Origin of the sequence: Peribacillus frigoritolerans (assembly GCF_030676415.1) — a bacterium.
Lineage (GTDB): Bacteria > Bacillota > Bacilli > Bacillales > DSM-1321 > Peribacillus > Peribacillus frigoritolerans_A.
Map to the genome: position 1 here is coordinate 1 of NZ_JAUUTW010000042.1, position 16,249 is coordinate 16,249.

Below are 16,249 nucleotides of genomic sequence, written 5' to 3' on the forward strand. Positions count from 1 at the left end.
CTCATCTTATCAAAACGGTCCTATCTCTTTCGTTCATCTAAAGCAACCTATACCATGTGGTTTGAAATCCTGCGAATAAGCGAGTATTCGTGAGCATTATTTATTAAACTGAGGGAGTTCATTAAGATTTATTGTAGAATTGAAATAAATAGTGCAGTAAGGATTAATGCCAAAAGAGAAAAAGATTAATTTTTCTTATCCTTTTCAAGTAAATCTATAATTCTATCAAGCTTTTGTTCGATATTTTCTGACTTGCCTGGTTGTTTAGTAACGAGAGAACGAACAAGAAAAAACACACCAAAAAGTACCCCAAATAGACAAATAAACGTAAATAGTTGAAATATTACATCACCAATATTCATATTAATTCCTACCTTTACAAGTAATGTTGTTAGCGTACCATATTTTTACTGCACTGTTCTTTAACACCTCGCTAATGGAACTAACCTGCCCCGTTCGTACCATAAGAAAAAGGATTGCCGCAGCAACCCTCCTAATGAAGTAAAGCACCCGTTGCATAACAAAAGGCGCTGATTCCAGCTCCTAATTAAATTATTTTTCAACTTAACCTTTTAAAACTTTGAATGCTTCCCGAACTTTTCGAGCAAATTCCAGTGGTGGTTCGATTGATTCAAAATGCATATACATGGCTCTAGGATTTTCAAACAACCAGTGATTATGAACTGCTGTTACAATAATATCCCTTTTTCTTAATTCTGTTAACAATGGATTTACCTCGACTTGAAGTAGAACTGTTTCACCTAGATTTAGTGCATTTCCTTTACTATCTAAATTCTCAAAGGTGAAAAATTGAGGGTTTACTAACGGTGAATTAGTTCTCCTTCCAAGTATTTTAAATGGTATGTCTCTAAATCTTTGAACTAGACATACTCCATTCATAAAACTTGCATCACCGTCAAGAATCCTTGCAAATTCACTACATAAATCCCTTTTTGAGTCCTTGCCCATAATATTCACTCCTTATAATAAAACCATTTATTACCTTTTAGTAATCTGGTTTTATTGTATGACAGTGGATTATTTAAGATTGGGCAAACGAGCGGAAATAACGAACCTTATTGGGTCAATTCATAAAAACACTTACTTATTTATATATACTAAGCACATATCTTTCTTTTTTAATTTTAAACACTTTATGAATAAATATCGCGACCTTTGAATTCAATATTAATGAACAGTCCTGCCCCGTTAGTAAGAAAAGGGGCTGCCGCAACAACCCCATTGTTCAACGAAAGCCCCCTTTACTTTAAGGAAATTCGCTCAAATTCTCTGGATATAAAGAGTGTTTTTTTGTAAATAATAAGATTGTTAAACAATAAGCTGAGGAGGACTTTTATGCAACAGGATCAACAAGCTAATGAGAATTTAGGTTCTATTATGAAACCAGAATTTGCCGGAACTGATGCAAAAAAAGTAAAACAAGAAATTCAAAAAGATGTAAGCGAAGGACAAGGTGCAATGACTTCCCGAGAGGCAGGAGCAATGCGCGATTAAAAAACCACTCTGAGTGGTTTTTTATTTTTCTGCTTCAAAAATTATACACTTTACATCTCTCATTTCGATTTGATGGAGACCTGTAAACTTAATGATTAAGCACGGTTGGTTTGTAAGACCACCTCAAGCCATTGACCGTGAATGTCTAGCTAAAGAAATAAACAAATAAAAATAGCAGAAGGTAGCTATAATTAATTGTATAACCCTTATTTTAAACCTGCCCCTTTAGTTCAATAAAAAAACTGCCAGCGATGGCAGCCAGATCTTCAAGTAACGCACCCCTTAGGTAAAGAACAAGTACTATAAAACCCTCTTATAAAGAAAGGGTACGGATCTAAAAATCCAGTTTAAAAGAGCGTAAACTCCCCATTGAGGGAATCCCTTATAGGTTCACAACTTAGTCCTTTTCCCTTATCTCTTTTCGTTCATTTAAAATTTCTTGAATGATTTCAATATGAACAAAAGCCCATGATTTTTCATGAAAGTGAAGAAACACGCTTATGGCCAGAATGGAAATATAAGTTAAAACAAAGACAACCCAAAGCAAACTCCCATCTTTAAAAAGGAAATCTTGCAATTGTTTTGAAAAAAGAAAAAAAAGCCAAGGTCCAGAGGATATTATAATAGGAATGATTCCCGATCCGTTTTTCTCTTTCAACATACAATAATAAATTTTTTTTAACGTATCGCTATCAATCGAACTATAAAAATTTTGAATTTCTTCCACTTCTTTTAGTTTCTTCATACATTTGAAAGATCGGTCTTTGTATGAGACTTTTTTTAACTGAAGATAAATTTTATGAGCATCTCCACGTAATGAAAACATATGTCTGATCTTTTTCCCCCTTCCAAAAAACTCCTTACTAGAGGTTTTGTAATAATCCGTATTCAAATATGAAATATTAGCTGTCGGAACAGACTATTAAAAAATCATTATTTTGTAGTGAGTTGTCACGATTCGTAATTCCAGTGGTTGTTCTATTCCATCCGTGATTAAGTCATTATATTGGCTCCATCTTATAATCCACCCGTCATCAAAAAAAGAGGATGAATTGTACCAATTTTATTTCTGGACAGACTGTACAAAAAGACCGTCGCCTTAAAGCCATTCGGCCATAAGAACATCTTTGTAGTCAATAATATTTTGATTATTTAATTGTGATTTTAACCAAGATTCATTAAAGCCCATATCAAAAATTTCATCCTATAAAACTTCACCGTCTCTTAATTAAAGTGACTGGAACAGAAACTACTTTTGAAGGTATATTGAAATCTTCCTGAGTAGTTTTTTGATACTTTGACTTTTTTAAAATACTAATCGACCCATTCACCTCTAAATAACAATAGGCAACCTCACTAACAGAAAAAGTTTCACTTACAGGCAGCTAAATAAGGCTGTACAGTTCACTGGGGTGGAACATGTGGACAACCATATCTTATGGAAAACGTTTGGTTTTACAAAGCTCGAAGGATTTGCCGTGCTGCAACGGATCCATCATTCTCATCCATCCGTTACCCTGCGTTATATCGGCATTAAGGAAGAGCAACGAAAAATGTATTAAAACATTTTAGAGTTTTTCACTAATCAATCTTCTTTATTTATTTTCATTCAGCAAGAAAAATACTTTAGCTGGATTGAAACCAAGACTGTTGAAGTTGTTGAAGTTGTTGTTGAGCTTGTTCAAGCTGTTGCTGTGCCTGTTCGAATTGTTATGGATTTGCATTAGCTTGGGCTGTTTGAACAGCCTGTTGTGCTTGTTGAGCCGCATAGATAGCTTGCTGATATTGTTGTTTCTGTGTCATTTTAAAGTCTCCTTAACAATTTTTGCTAAAGGCTAAACCTTTAAATCCTGTTTATTTTGCATAAAAATTTTGAGATTATTCATGTACAAGGGATCCATCTGCTCCTTTTTCTTTATTAATGAAATTAGGAGTGAAAGTAAGAAGGAGAAAAAATGTATTTTTCGTGAAGTCAATGAACTGCTTCGTAAAATGAAAGGCATAAAATCATATAAAAGGTGATACCTAATTTATAAAAGTTGATTAAAACAAAAAATGCGGGCTATTGTTCAGGGTTTAACAATAGAAGATATTGTAGATCATTTAGGAATACGTGGAATGCTTGAAGGTGAGGCTGCTGCCCGGGCAACTTAAAGGGTAAGGAGTTTGAAGGTATTAAACTCGCACTAGAAAAATCAGAAAAAGCAGCATTATCCATGGATGTTATGTATCAGCTAATGAAACCTTCCATAGAGCTTTTTGTGCTGCATCAGGAAGTTCAAGACTAGAAATTTTTTCGAATTATCTATGGAATGGATTTCCTCCTCATTTACCAGCGTTGTTATCCCAACAAATAAAAAGATCTATCTCTGAACATCAAGATATTTGTTAAAGCTATTTGCAAAGGTACCCCAGATGAAGCATGTATTACTATGACAAACCATATTGGACGCAGTATAGATGACTTAATTAAACACCATAAGGAAATCGATTCTGATGGAAAAACAACCTGATAATAAAATAATTGCGGTCTTTTCGCACCTAAGTGTTCATTACAAAAACCAGCTAATATCTTGACGGGATATTAACTGGTTTTTGTTACCAATTAAAATAATGAAAACTACGACACTTTCAATTTAATGGGTATTCTGTATGGATTGGCATTCCGGGAAAATTTAATAGTAACAAACCTTTCAAAGCCCTTAATGAACTAACATGCCCCGATAGTTCCATAAGAAAAATCGCCTTAAAGACAGCTCTGATCTTCAGCTAACACACTCGTCAATTGCATAAGGATAGTAATCATTAAAAAAACTCTTTTTTCTATACTTTAAATTACTAATATTTGATGTGTAGATAAATTAAATAACTCAATTTTGTTATAAGATAACCCAATTCTTTATAAAATTGATGTGCTTCATCTTTACGTCCTAAACCACTAGCTAACCATGTATTTACACATTTATGTTAGTTTGCTAAATTCTCGGCAAATTCCATTAAACTCCGGACAACACCTTTATGGCGCACTTTTGAATCGACATTAATTATAGAAATTTCACCAAATCGATTTAAATCTTCAATGGTTTCTCTTATACGAAACTCTAACATTCCTAGAATTAAATCAGTTTCCTCCTAATAATGTTTACAAAAACTCCACATGAAAAATAACCCTTATTTGTTAATATTGGAGTTATTTCTTATTTGTAAACATAAATATGGGGTTTTTAACATTTAATTTACAACCTATTAAAAATATATTAATATACTTCCTCTATAATTCTCTTTAGCACGTATAATACGACAACAATTGGAGGTAACAACATTGTTTAAAAAGAAGTTAAAGAAAAAGTTATTTCCAGTAGCTGTTCTTTCAACAGTTGCCTTTAGTGGTTTAATGGGTGGTTTCTCACATGTAAGCGCAGAGGGTTCTGTGAATAAGAACGAAACGAATAATAGGGAAATCAAAAACGTCATTGTTTTAATCGGTGATGGCATGGGAGTTTCTTATACTTCTGCTCATCGTTATTTAAAAGACGATCCATCAACAAAAGTTGTAGAACCAACAACATTTGATCAATACCTTGTTGGTCAACAAACAACTTATCCGGAAGACCCTGAACAAAATGTAACGGACTCTGCTTCTGCTGCAACTGCCATGTCTGCAGGTATTAAAACATATAACAGTGCGATTGCAGTTGACAATGATGGTTCAGAAGCAAAAACGGTTCTTGAAGCTGCTAGAGAAAAAGGAAAAGCAACAGGTCTTGTTGCAACTTCTGAAATTACACATGCAACACCTGCTTCTTTCGGATCACATGATCACAGCCGTAAAAACATGAACTCAATTGCTGATGATTATTTTGATGAAATGGTGAATGGCCAACATAAAATCGACGTTCTTCTTGGTGGCGGTAAGAGCAACTTTGAACGTAAAGACCGCAATCTAACAGAAGAATTCAAAAAAGATGGATACAGCTATGTGGAAAACCGTGAAGACATGTTAAAAGATAAAAATGGCAAAGTTCTTGGTTTATTCGCTGATGGCGGACTTCCAAAGAAAATTGACCGTACAGAAGAAGTTCCTTCACTAAAAGAAATGACAAACACTGCTCTTTCAAAATTAAACAAAGATAAAGACGGGTTCTTCCTAATGGTAGAAGGAAGCCAGGTTGACTGGGCAGGACATGACAATGATATTGTTGGCGCTATGAGTGAGATGGATGACTTTGAACAAGCATATAAAGCAGCAATTGAGTTTGCAAAAAAAGACAAGCATACATTAGTAGTAGCAACAGCTGACCACTCAACTGGCGGATACTCGATTGGTGCGGACGGTATTTACAACTGGTTCAGCGAACCAATCAAAGCTGCAAAGCGGACACCTGACTTCATGGCGCAAGAAATTGCTGACGGCGCAGGTGTTGAAGCAACATTGAAAAAGTATATTGATCAAAATATTCTAGCATTGACAGAAAAAGAAATTCAATCAGTTGAAGACGCAGCTAAAACAAAGAAAGTTCTTGATATCGATAATGCGATTGAGAACATTTTCAATAAGCGGTCTCACACTGGTTGGACAACAGGCGGACATACAGGTGAAGATGTTCCTGTGTATGCATTCGGACCATCAAGTGAAAAATTTGCTGGACAAATCGACAACACTGAAATTGCAAAAAATGTTTTTGATGTCTTAGATTACGAAATTAAAATTCAAGATAAGTAAGAAATAAATGGGCAAGCTAAAAATATCCTGTTGCTATAGTACAAGCAACGGGACTTTTTTTGAATATAGAATCATACGGAGGAATTATCATGAAAAAGACTCTTTCTATATTTTTTTTAATCTTGTTGCTTGTTGGCTGTTCATCAAATGCCAGTCCTGAAAACAATGAAAAAAATACAGGGAACGAAAACCAAACAGAAAATAACGCCAACGAAAAAAATGATGAAACGAAACAGCAAAAGAATCAGGAGCAAACTGAGAGCATAATGGACGAGTATCAGCCTAATCCTCAAGTAACGGATGACCGTTCATTGCAAAAGGTTGGTCAAACATATACAGACCAAAAAGGGGAAGCCACTTTAAAAGCGATTAAAAATGTTAATAAAACATATGAAATGGGATCGATCGAATTAACAATAAGAGAGATGAAATTGATTCACTTAAGACCTGATTATGGTATGATCGATTATTTTCACGTATTAACACATGATGAGGAGTTTGATTTTGTTAAGGTTTTCGTTGAGATCAAAAACAAATCTTCAGAGAAAGTGAATTTCGCACCAATCGCATTACTAGAAACGAACACAGGCGAAACTTTTGATTGGCAGAAAGAAATTTACCTTGAAGAATTAAACGGTGAAATTGAAGGCAACGGTACAAAATTTGGAAACCTTGGTTTTATTGTAAATGCAACAGGTAATCATGCGCATAAGGAGGGGCACAATGAGTCAGATAACAAAGAAGCAAAGGACATTAAGTGGATTGAAATAACAACAAGTAATGTATTTGATAAAGACCAGAAAAAAATTAACGAAGCGCAAAAAATTAGAATCGAGTTTTAATTCTATGTAAATAAAGATTTTCCAAAATGGATCTAAAAAAACCACTCAGAGTGGTTTTTTATTTTTCTGCTTCAAAAATAAACACTTTCATCTCTTATTTTGATTTCATGGAGATGCTGTAAACTTAATGATAACCTGCCCCGATAGTTGCATAAAGGAAAAGCTGCCTTAAAGTCAGCTCCGATCTTCAGCTAACTCACCCGTTAATTGCATAAGGCAATAAACATATTAACCCCCAATTAAAGAGATATTTAAATGATTCCATATAGTTTTAAAGCATCCATGTTGGATATTATGTTGAATGGCTCCATTATCTTTTTCTAAATGAGTAAAGATTTCATCAAGTATTTCATTTCGCTGATTTTCTGTAAATCCTGAAAGCCAAGATAGAGAACCAACTCTTCCGCACCAGTTTTCAGTTGTAAAAGATACTGTGTAATTGAACTTATATGTTTCCTTTAGGTCAAATTTATGTTCCTGCCATTCCTTAAACCACTCAACTGGAAATCCATTAATAAACTGTATTCTTTCACAACCCCTTTTTAGTAACGATTTACGAAACATTCATTAGAAATACAAATATGATTGCCAATAAAAAGACGGATACGAAAAAGGCAGGAATTTAGTAAATTTGTACAAGCATGTTTTTTTTTATTTCATATATATAGTAGAAAAAGGAGTGATATATATATGAAATTTTGTCCAAATATATTATGCCGTCATAATCCATTCTGCGGTCATAATAAATTCAGCGGTGATAAATCATTCAGCTGCGATAAGTCATCCAGCTTCAATAAGTCATCCTGCTGCGATAAGTCATCCTGCTGCGATAAGTCATCCTGCTGCGATAAGTCATCCTGCTGTGATAAGTCATCCTGCTGTGATAAAGGAAAGGACAAGGGGCATAAACGAAAAACATTACCGCCAATCGGACAAGCATGTCAGACTCGCCGAGAAATAAGAGAGCTTTTAAGAACTTCTATCCTAGGTTCACCCATTATATTTACTACAACCTCTGAACCATTTACACCTATATTTGGAGAGTTACGAAGTTTTGATGCTGATACCGGACAAGTGATAGTTAATGACAGAGTAACGGGTAATTTTACTATTAACATCTCATCTATTTGTTCCGTTACTGTTTGTTCCGTTCCAACGCAACGGATATTCAATGCTTGAAATGACTTTATAGAGGATTGGGAAAAAAATAAAAAACTTCCTAAATGGGTGATGGAGGTCAGGAAGTTCTAAATTTCTACACATCCTGGAATCCTTTCATACTCTTCTCCATTCCAAGTAGGATAAAAAAGACAATTAATTTATTAATTAATTGTCTTTTTGCTCTGTTGTTTCTGTCATAAATGCACCGCCCCCTTCTATCTCTACGGACCCTTCAGTTCAACAAGAGTGTAGTGAGTTCTCATTATATGTAATCGATGTCGAAATGAGAGGATATTAATTCCATGCTTTGTAAATCCCATTCAAAGGTAAGTATAGCTGATTGTTTTGATTTATGTGTTAAGAGGCGTACACCATTTTTTATGATCATGCTTTCTGCATCCCAAAAACGGACAGTTTCGTCTTCGCCAGTACGATTACAGACAATTACAGGCAGTCCTGTTTCTAATGACCTTTGTTCCCATTCTCCCTCTGGACCATGTAATCCGGGACCCCAGGAAGACGGTGCAATTAATATTTCTGCTCTTTTTTCAAATAAGTTGTAAGCAATATCTTGGGTATATGCGTCTGCACAAATCATAATGCCAACCTCAACATTGTCTGTTTTTATTGGCTCTATTACATCCCCTGAAGCTGACCAATCATCAATAACACTGATTTTTCTCTGTTTACCTAATAAATGACCTTTTTTATCTATGACAAACACAGAATTATACAACTCTCCGTTACTGCCTTTTTCAGGGCAACCCAAAAATACAGTGCTTTTCAAATTCTTTAGTTTACTGCTCAAATTACTCATCCAAGCATCAGGTTGCCTGTTAATCCATCCAGTCCCAATCTTATGATTGAATTGAAGTCCGCTGACACATAGTTCGGGTGTTATTATCCATTGGGCATTATTATTTGATGCTATATGAATGGCTTGGTCAATTAGTTTTTGGTTATACTCCACATCACCAGCAATAGGCAATAGGTGTAGTAAAGCTATTTTTATTTTTCCCATAGTGATCTCCCAAACATCAACTTATATTAATGGCTATGCTTGTTATGATTGTAGCATAGACATTGATCGCCTTGTTCAAGTAATCTGTACCGATAAAGAAAAAGCTGGTTCCTCCCTCTCTCTAAACAAGCCCTTGCTCCAATGAGCAAAGGCCGTTTTTACGAGTTTCTTCTATATATAAACCAAATTTGCCTAAGGTGTCCCCATTCGTATAAGTGTACTTTTACGAACGAAAAATTTGTTCTTTGGATATCTGCTTTGAAGCATCGGGAATTTTTCGCATTTTATAATTAATCATATCTGAAGAGTAAACCATGATACTTACCATTCCTCCTTGGATTGTAGCCCGGATCAGGATAGGTTGATTGTACTTGTTTTTAAAACTAAAATCAGGCCCATACCAGCTTACTGTAGCATCGCGGCCAGATGGAACATACGGAACGCTCCTTGTATGGGAATAGCGTTGAACCGTTTGCAGCCCTGCATTGTCAATAGCATTAAACAAGGTGGATGAAACCTGGCAAATCCCTCCACCAATCCCTTCAGAAAACTCTCCTTTAACGATAACCCGAGCGAGCAAATATCCTTTTTCTACTGACCTCTTGCCAACAACTTGGTTAAAAGAAAAGACCTCTCCTGGAAACACGACATAATTATTAATGGCTTCTGTAGCAAGTGAGATATTATTTGAACGATTTTTATTGTTCACATTAAAATAGGTTCTATATTCACCTATCTTTTTTTCACGAATTTCCGCAAGTAATTCGCTGTCAACTTTTGGATGAATTGCAAGCAAAGGTACTTCTAGTTTGTATGATCTACTACTGTACAAAAAGGAATGAAATTGCTCTTTAAAGGCTTGATGGTATAGCTTATAACCTACCCGCCCAGGTAGAATATTACCTTGTTTGTCCATTGTGGCATTTACAGGTTTTTGGTACACTTTCCGGTCTATTTTTTCGACAAATTGATTGTATTTATCCACGTCCATCATAGGAACATCCAGTAATGGCATAGTAATATCAGCATGGTTGACACTGGCAATCGTTTGTCCTTGGTGGGTTACCAATAAGCTTTCAGAAATATTCACTGGTTGAACGAATAGCAAAAGACCGGCAATCCATGTTAATCTCAATTGAATGCACCTCCTGGGTTGGTTTCTTTGAACATTCACAATTTTCACTTCAAGTCTTCATAAATTGCATCTTGATCAATAAACCAACGATCAGGCAAACTCTCCTTTCGGATCATAAAATGCATAACCTTTATTTCTTTGCCTTCTTTCTTCTTATAAATAGCTACTTGAACGGGTACATCCACGAGAAATAGACCATTAAACTGTTCAGGCGGTTGCCTTAAAGGGTTAACTACTCCAAGGTATGTAATATCTTTAACAAGTTTATTGACATGGTTGGCTTGACTCGGATTAGATAAGGTCATTGCTAATAATTTCTGATTTCCTTGATTAATGGCAATGGTAAAAATACGTATAAGTTCATAAGGATTTACCGTTTGTATATAATCATCAAGCTTACCAGCCGCTTTCAATACCATTAATTTATGAGAAAGATCTTCGTTTTTCAAACGATGCGTAATACTTCCAGAGAAATGAACACAAAAATGACCTGAAAAACCATTTGAAAGAGCACCTGCACCATGTGGCATTCCGTGCATAGATGCAGCAATCATTTGATTATTGATTAATACAATAATGGCTCTTCTATTCCAACTCCATTTATTATTATAAATTTTCTTCATGATTTGAGTATCTTCTTTGGTTAATGGCTGTACATCGGCATGATGGCTACCTGCCCTTCGTTGTACCTTAAATGATAAACCAGTTTCAATATCGATTATGGTGAAATTTGTTTTATCAGGAATAATGTTGTTTACAATCTCCCAAGGTAACATCTCAATTTTAAAGCTTATAGGTCCTTCTTCATCTTCCCATTCCATTGCATAGACCGAGTGATCGACCATTAAGACAATTATAAAAATAGCGATAATTACTTGATAAAATTTATTGTTTTTCATTTGGCCTCTCCTGCATTTTTCTTTATTATTTCAGGACATAATAAATTGAATACCTTTGAAAATTTGGAAATTCTTCAAATTAAACTCCTCCCTGTTTATTTATGTTCCAAACACTGTGATGGGGGAATCAGTATAAAGGCTAAAAAGGCTCAGTCATGCTAGTGTTGATGGTCCAATATGTACTTTGGTATCCCTAATCCGGTAAATAGAAACTACACAAGATGCCATGCGGCCTGCTCCAGGGAAAAAATAAATAAAAGACATGATATACAAAAAAGAAAACATAAGTGGGATTGATAATCTCATTGATGTAAGGCTTGCCTCGTATAGTCTGACTACACTTTTAATAAATGCATCTCTAACTTTTTTAGCAAAATCTAGTGGTGGTTCAATCAATTCAAAGTACGAGGATATTAGTTTAAAATCCTCAACTTCCAATAGGTTATATGAACATAAAAAACCTTCAGATTTTGTTCTGAAGGGATTTTTGTAGAGTATTATGATACATGTGCTAAAGATGCTTACATTGATAAATTGATATGGGAACAATGAAAAGCTCTCACCTTCAATAAGAAATGAAAGAAGACAAGGGCTTTTTAACTTTTATTGTATTATACCACTGATCATTATCACCTACATTTACCGCGGGATACTTCGTTGCATGGGCTGTTTGTTGTATCATCAAGAAATTGAAGCGGAAGGGGCAAAGATGACGGATTTTGAGTGTTAAACAGGAGTTTACACTTATTTCTATTTCAGGTGCTTCTAGCGTTGTTATGTTAATTAGTAAGTGAAAAACATAAAAAGGGCGCTTCCTCGGATAAGGAAGCGCTTCCATCTTATATAAAGCTATTGGACTTTTATTATAGCATGATTACCCTTCAAATAACAGGAATTAATGTTTAATTTTAGTATATTTAATTATATTTTGACGTTAGAAAGAGACCTGGATAGAAGTACTTATCTCCTTTTGTGTTAATGAAGTCACTGGAAATTCAGTATCGACAAAAGACCGTCCAGCTTTTTGTAAATCGGACGGTCTTGCGGATAATAGAATAGGATGTAATTTTAATATCCATCGTGAGGGAAAATATTTATTTAGCTGCACCAGCTTTATTTATCACTTCCTTCGCTGCCTGCAATGCGGATTCATAATCAAGGTGATCCGTGACTTCCGGTACATATTCCGCATACTTAATGGTTCCTTCTTGATTTATTACAAATACTGCCCTGCATTCCAGTCGTTGTTCTTTCATATACGTTCCATATGCAGTACCAAAAGACAAATCAAAGTGATCGGAGAGAATGGTTATAGCTTCCACATTACTTTCTTTACACCATCTTGCTTGAGCAAAGGGAAGGTCTGCGCTGATAGCTAACACTGCTACATCATCACCCATTTTGCTTGCTTCTTCATTTAAGAGCTTCGTTTGTAAATCACATACACCAGTATCAAGCGAAGGAACAGTCGTTATGATGCATGTCTTATTTTTATAGTCTGTTAAATGTGCTTTACGCCGGTCATTTGTTAATAGTGCAAAGTCAGGGGCCTTATCTCCTACTTTTAGTTCAGGACCAATCAAGGTCACTGGATTACCGCCTAAAGTTACTGCACCAGTACGCTCATGTACCAAATTGAACCCTCCAACTCTCTTACTGATTTACTAGCTTCCTCGGTAGGTGCTATATCCTCCTGGAGCAACAAGCAGAGGAACATGATAATGTTCTTCATTACTCCTTATTCCAAACCGAAGTGGGACCTTATTTAAAAATGGCCTTATATTTAGTTCATTCGCTCCATCATTGAAATATTCCCCAACATAAAAGACAAGCTCATACTCACCTGGTTTGAAATCATCCCCTTGAAGAAGCGGATCATCCACTCTCCCATCTTTGTTTGTACAGACCTCTTTAATGAAAGAATGGTCTCCCTGTTCTGCTATGGCCCAAAGTTCTATCTTCATCCCTTTTGCCGGCAGGCCTTTAGACAGGTCCAAAACATGTGTGGTCAGCTTACTGTCCATTATCGGGAAGCCCCTACAGTTGAATCAGCTGCCTTTTTTTGTTTAACGTCTTCTTGTGTAACGACAAAGCCTTGGAAGCCAAACGGAGGACGAGGTTCCTGATAAACACTTCCTTCTGAATTTGGAATCGTTTCTACGACTGTTTCCCAGGTACGATTATTGGTTTTAAATTGAACATTCGCCAGCTGAGGGAAACGTTCCAGAATCCTAATGCCAATATGATAAATGAGCTGCTGAATCGAACGGTTATTCAGTTCATGGAACACTGTGTTTGCAATATCACAAATTTGTTCTGCTGCTACATACTTTTCTGGATTCGCTCCAGTGGCATCCTCCCAGCGGCTATATTCCCAATCGAAATCCAAGTAGATAAATAGCGGACGATCTTGAGCTTCTGGCAGTGTGGTGTATTCATCTTGAATAAATCCATAAAAAGAGCTTCCTTTAACCTTGATTAAATGGACATCAACTATTCCACTTGTATGCTTAACGATTTTGCTTCCGGTAGGTGTCCTTTCCACTTCGATTGTAGTGGTAGCCCTTTCATTTCTGGAACATCGATAGACAACATCACTATTTTCATGCCCTTCCCCTTTTGGAACGAGTACATGATCGAAGGGAACTTCAGTTGCTGTCAGTTCCACTGCATCTATGTGGCTGTACTTATCAAGGAAAACTTCACATATGAACTTTAAAAATCCTTCCGCCGTATTTCCTTGATAATTGGCCGCCTGGCGATGAATGATGTTTTTCATGGAATCCGTTGCAATCACCAAGCTATTATCTCCTTCCGTAAAAGAAGATAAAAAAGCTTCCCCTTTCAGAGAAATCTGGCAATTAAATCCAAAAATAGTATTATCTCTTTCTATGAAACTTGATTCCGGTATTTTCCTCAAACCTGTAAGGGGCTGTACAAAAGTCCTGTATACAAATACATCTCCTTTACCGTAATACATCGTTCTGTTTTCATTTTGGGCTGTCATATTATTCCTCCTCCTATTTAATAAAATCAGATAACCTGTGGCTGGCAATTAAGTGGATTTGCTTGATCGCTTCCTTAAGTTCATTTGCCTGATCCAAACCAATCCTTCTTTTCATCTCTGCCTTTATCACCGTTTTATCGCTGCCACGTACAGCAAATATGAACGGAAATCCAAACTTTTCTTTATACTGATTATTTAACGCATGAAATTCTTCATATTCATCCGGAGAAAGCGAATTCAAACCGGCTGCGGACTGTTCTTTAACTGATGCTTCAGCCATATCAATCCGGGCTGCTAGGTCCGGGTGAGACTTGATTAATTGGAGCTGTTCCGATAATGAGGCATTCTGCACAACTATTTCCATTTTCTGTTTTAGGTCCTCTAAGGAAATGAATGGCTTGTACTCCCATGAACGCTCTGCTATCCATGGAGAATGTTCATATACCCAACCTAACTTTTCGATGAATTCCACCTTGTTCAACTCATTAATGCTATTAAGGTCAGATATCAATACGGGCCCTCCCTTCTTCCGATTATTTTTATAATTCAAAACATTCTTAACTTAATTGAATTATATACATGCGTTCATTTATAGGTCATTAGCTGAAAAAGCTAATATTTTTCCAACCCCATTGTGCTTACCGCACTCACCTTTTAAAGAACAGGCCATCCTAATAGCTTAGCTGATGTTGCCAATATTCAAAAAATTAGTTAAATTAGAGAAAAAAGGCACAGCGAAGGGGACCTATCATGCATTTAACGATGACTGATGCATTAAAATTACCACAGATCAAACAATGCCAAGTGGCAGCTGGCATGCAGGGACTTAATAGAGAAATAGAATCCATCAATAGCTTTGATGCTCCTGATGTGCTTTCCTGGTTGAAGCCAAATGAATTGATTCTAACAACCGGATACTTATTTCAAGATAATCCGCAGCAATTAGACCAATTCGTAATCGAATTGGCAAAAATGAATTGTTCAGGATTGTTCATCAAACTGGAAGAAATTCCGCAAACCACCATCAGCATTGCCAATATGGCCAATTTGCCCATTCTCAAAATCCCCCCTGAGTATTCGCTATCAGATATCATGTCTCCCCTGCTTCGTGAAATTGTAACGAGACAGAATGAACAAAAAGAGCAAAGTCATAGAATGGAGGATATTTCCTTATTTGGTGCCGAAAATTTAAGTTACGGGATTTTAGAAATGACGGAGGACAAATCCAGCGTCCAACAAATTACTGGGGGATTCATATGTACGGTTTTACCTTTAACGCTGCAATGGAATCAAAGGAATGATTCCATTACTTATAAACAGCTTATCAAGACAATTGAAACATTAACCGAGCAATATAAAATCGATAAGCTCATAAGGAATATCAAGGGCAGTCTAGTTATCATTTATCTGGATACCATCCCCCTAGGGAACACCCGCTTTTATTCACAAGTCACCCAGATAAGCCAACAAATCATCTCAACTTTATCTAAACACCTGCCAATGGAACTTACTCTGGGAGTCGGTAACTATCATACAGGTATTAATAACCTGGCCAGTAGCTTACAGGAAGCTTTACAATCTATTGATTTGGGAAAACGATTGAACCCAGGAAAGGAAGTTTACAGCTACAAAGAATTAATACCATTCAAAATTTTGCAGTATGCTCCAAAAAATGTGCTCATGGATATTGTTACAGGTAATTTAGCACCCCTGAAGGACCATGATGATGAAACCCAGTCTGATTTGATCAAAACCTTGGAGGCCTATTTGCAATGCAATCTTCGACCTGCTGAAACGGCCAGAATAATGGGGGTACACCGAAACACTATCCATTTTCGAATTAAAAGCATAAAAAAACGATTAGGAATGGACTTAAGCAATGATGATCTGTTCACTTTAAAACTTGCCCTATATGCCAAACGTCTGCTGGATAACCGATAAGGAAT

At 36.0% G+C, this 16,249-nt stretch carries 18 protein-coding genes; 5 read left to right on the plus strand and 13 right to left on the minus strand.

From position 1 onward, the window contains the following. Positions 1-185: 185 nt before the first annotated feature. Together Q8G36_RS25245 and Q8G36_RS25250 are read right to left on the minus strand one after the other, a co-directional pair. Positions 186-362 carry a DUF4083 domain-containing protein gene (locus Q8G36_RS25245; protein WP_305162521.1) on the minus strand — a complete coding sequence of 59 codons (177 nt, stop codon included), beginning with the start codon at positions 360-362 and terminating at the stop codon, positions 186-188. 202 nt (positions 363-564) lie between these two features. Then, complete coding sequence (locus tag Q8G36_RS25250; RefSeq protein ID WP_289352487.1) at positions 565-969, minus strand: DUF1259 domain-containing protein; 405 nt, start codon at positions 967-969, stop codon at positions 565-567. Between the two features lie 387 nt (positions 970-1,356). On the opposite strand from Q8G36_RS25250, the gene Q8G36_RS25255 reads away from it, so the two are divergent. Continuing rightward, the gene (locus Q8G36_RS25255) at positions 1,357-1,515 is read left to right on the plus strand and encodes a hypothetical protein (protein ID WP_305162523.1); all 159 of its coding nucleotides are present in this window, start codon (positions 1,357-1,359) and stop codon (positions 1,513-1,515) included. 397 nt (positions 1,516-1,912) lie between these two features. On the opposite strand, the gene Q8G36_RS25260 is transcribed toward Q8G36_RS25255, so the two are convergent. After that, entirely contained in the window at positions 1,913-2,341 is a 429-nt protein-coding gene (locus Q8G36_RS25260; protein WP_305162524.1) for a hypothetical protein, read from the minus strand. 388 nt (positions 2,342-2,729) lie between these two features. Further along, positions 2,730-2,846 carry a YetF domain-containing protein gene (locus Q8G36_RS29085; protein WP_336622994.1) on the minus strand — a complete coding sequence of 39 codons (117 nt, stop codon included), beginning with the start codon at positions 2,844-2,846 and terminating at the stop codon, positions 2,730-2,732. Between the two features lie 90 nt (positions 2,847-2,936). On the opposite strand from Q8G36_RS29085, the gene Q8G36_RS25270 reads away from it, so the two are divergent. The 3 genes from Q8G36_RS25270 (at position 2,937) to Q8G36_RS25280 (ending at position 7,080) form a co-directional block, all read left to right on the plus strand. After that, positions 2,937-3,077, plus strand: coding sequence for a hypothetical protein (locus Q8G36_RS25270; protein ID WP_305162525.1), 141 nt, complete (start codon positions 2,937-2,939; stop codon positions 3,075-3,077). A gap of 1,760 nt (positions 3,078-4,837) precedes the next feature. After that, complete coding sequence (locus tag Q8G36_RS25275) at positions 4,838-6,238, plus strand: alkaline phosphatase (RefSeq protein ID WP_305162526.1); 1,401 nt, start codon at positions 4,838-4,840, stop codon at positions 6,236-6,238. Positions 6,239-6,327: 89 nt separating this feature from the next. Next, complete coding sequence (locus tag Q8G36_RS25280; RefSeq protein WP_305162527.1) at positions 6,328-7,080, plus strand: hypothetical protein; 753 nt, start codon at positions 6,328-6,330, stop codon at positions 7,078-7,080. A 228-nt stretch (positions 7,081-7,308) separates the two neighbouring features. On the opposite strand, the gene Q8G36_RS25285 is transcribed toward Q8G36_RS25280, so the two are convergent. From Q8G36_RS25285 to uraD, 9 genes are all read right to left on the minus strand, one after another. Continuing rightward, positions 7,309-7,644, minus strand: a complete 336-nt coding sequence (locus tag Q8G36_RS25285; RefSeq protein ID WP_305162528.1) for a hypothetical protein — start codon at positions 7,642-7,644, stop codon at positions 7,309-7,311. Between the two features lie 173 nt (positions 7,645-7,817). Next, entirely contained in the window at positions 7,818-7,979 is a 162-nt protein-coding gene (locus tag Q8G36_RS25290; RefSeq protein WP_305162529.1) for a hypothetical protein, read from the minus strand. Between the two features lie 524 nt (positions 7,980-8,503). Then, a complete protein-coding gene (locus Q8G36_RS25295; protein ID WP_305162530.1) occupies positions 8,504-9,262 on the minus strand; it encodes a carbon-nitrogen hydrolase family protein in 759 nt (252 codons plus the stop codon). A 223-nt stretch (positions 9,263-9,485) separates the two neighbouring features. Then, complete coding sequence (locus tag Q8G36_RS25300) at positions 9,486-10,397, minus strand: VanW family protein (protein ID WP_305162531.1); 912 nt, start codon at positions 10,395-10,397, stop codon at positions 9,486-9,488. Positions 10,398-10,441: 44 nt separating this feature from the next. Then, positions 10,442-11,296 (minus strand): hypothetical protein, encoded by an 855-nt coding sequence (locus Q8G36_RS25305; protein ID WP_305162532.1) that lies wholly within the window; start codon positions 11,294-11,296, stop codon positions 10,442-10,444. Between the two features lie 1,094 nt (positions 11,297-12,390). Further along, a complete protein-coding gene (gene tpx, locus Q8G36_RS25310) occupies positions 12,391-12,930 on the minus strand; it encodes a thiol peroxidase (protein WP_305162533.1) in 540 nt (179 codons plus the stop codon). 30 nt (positions 12,931-12,960) lie between these two features. Further along, a complete protein-coding gene (gene uraH, locus Q8G36_RS25315; protein WP_305162534.1) occupies positions 12,961-13,320 on the minus strand; it encodes a hydroxyisourate hydrolase in 360 nt (119 codons plus the stop codon). Further along, positions 13,320-14,303 carry a factor-independent urate hydroxylase gene (gene pucL / locus Q8G36_RS25320; RefSeq protein WP_305162535.1) on the minus strand — a complete coding sequence of 328 codons (984 nt, stop codon included), beginning with the start codon at positions 14,301-14,303 and terminating at the stop codon, positions 13,320-13,322. Before pucL ends, uraH begins: the two co-directional genes overlap by 1 nt. 13 nt (positions 14,304-14,316) lie before the next feature. Further along, a complete protein-coding gene (gene uraD / locus Q8G36_RS25325) occupies positions 14,317-14,814 on the minus strand; it encodes a 2-oxo-4-hydroxy-4-carboxy-5-ureidoimidazoline decarboxylase (protein ID WP_305162536.1) in 498 nt (165 codons plus the stop codon). Between the two features lie 239 nt (positions 14,815-15,053). On the opposite strand from uraD, the gene Q8G36_RS25330 reads away from it, so the two are divergent. After that, positions 15,054-16,244, plus strand: a complete 1,191-nt coding sequence (locus Q8G36_RS25330; protein WP_305162537.1) for a PucR family transcriptional regulator — start codon at positions 15,054-15,056, stop codon at positions 16,242-16,244. The last annotated feature ends 5 nt before the right edge of the window (positions 16,245-16,249 follow it).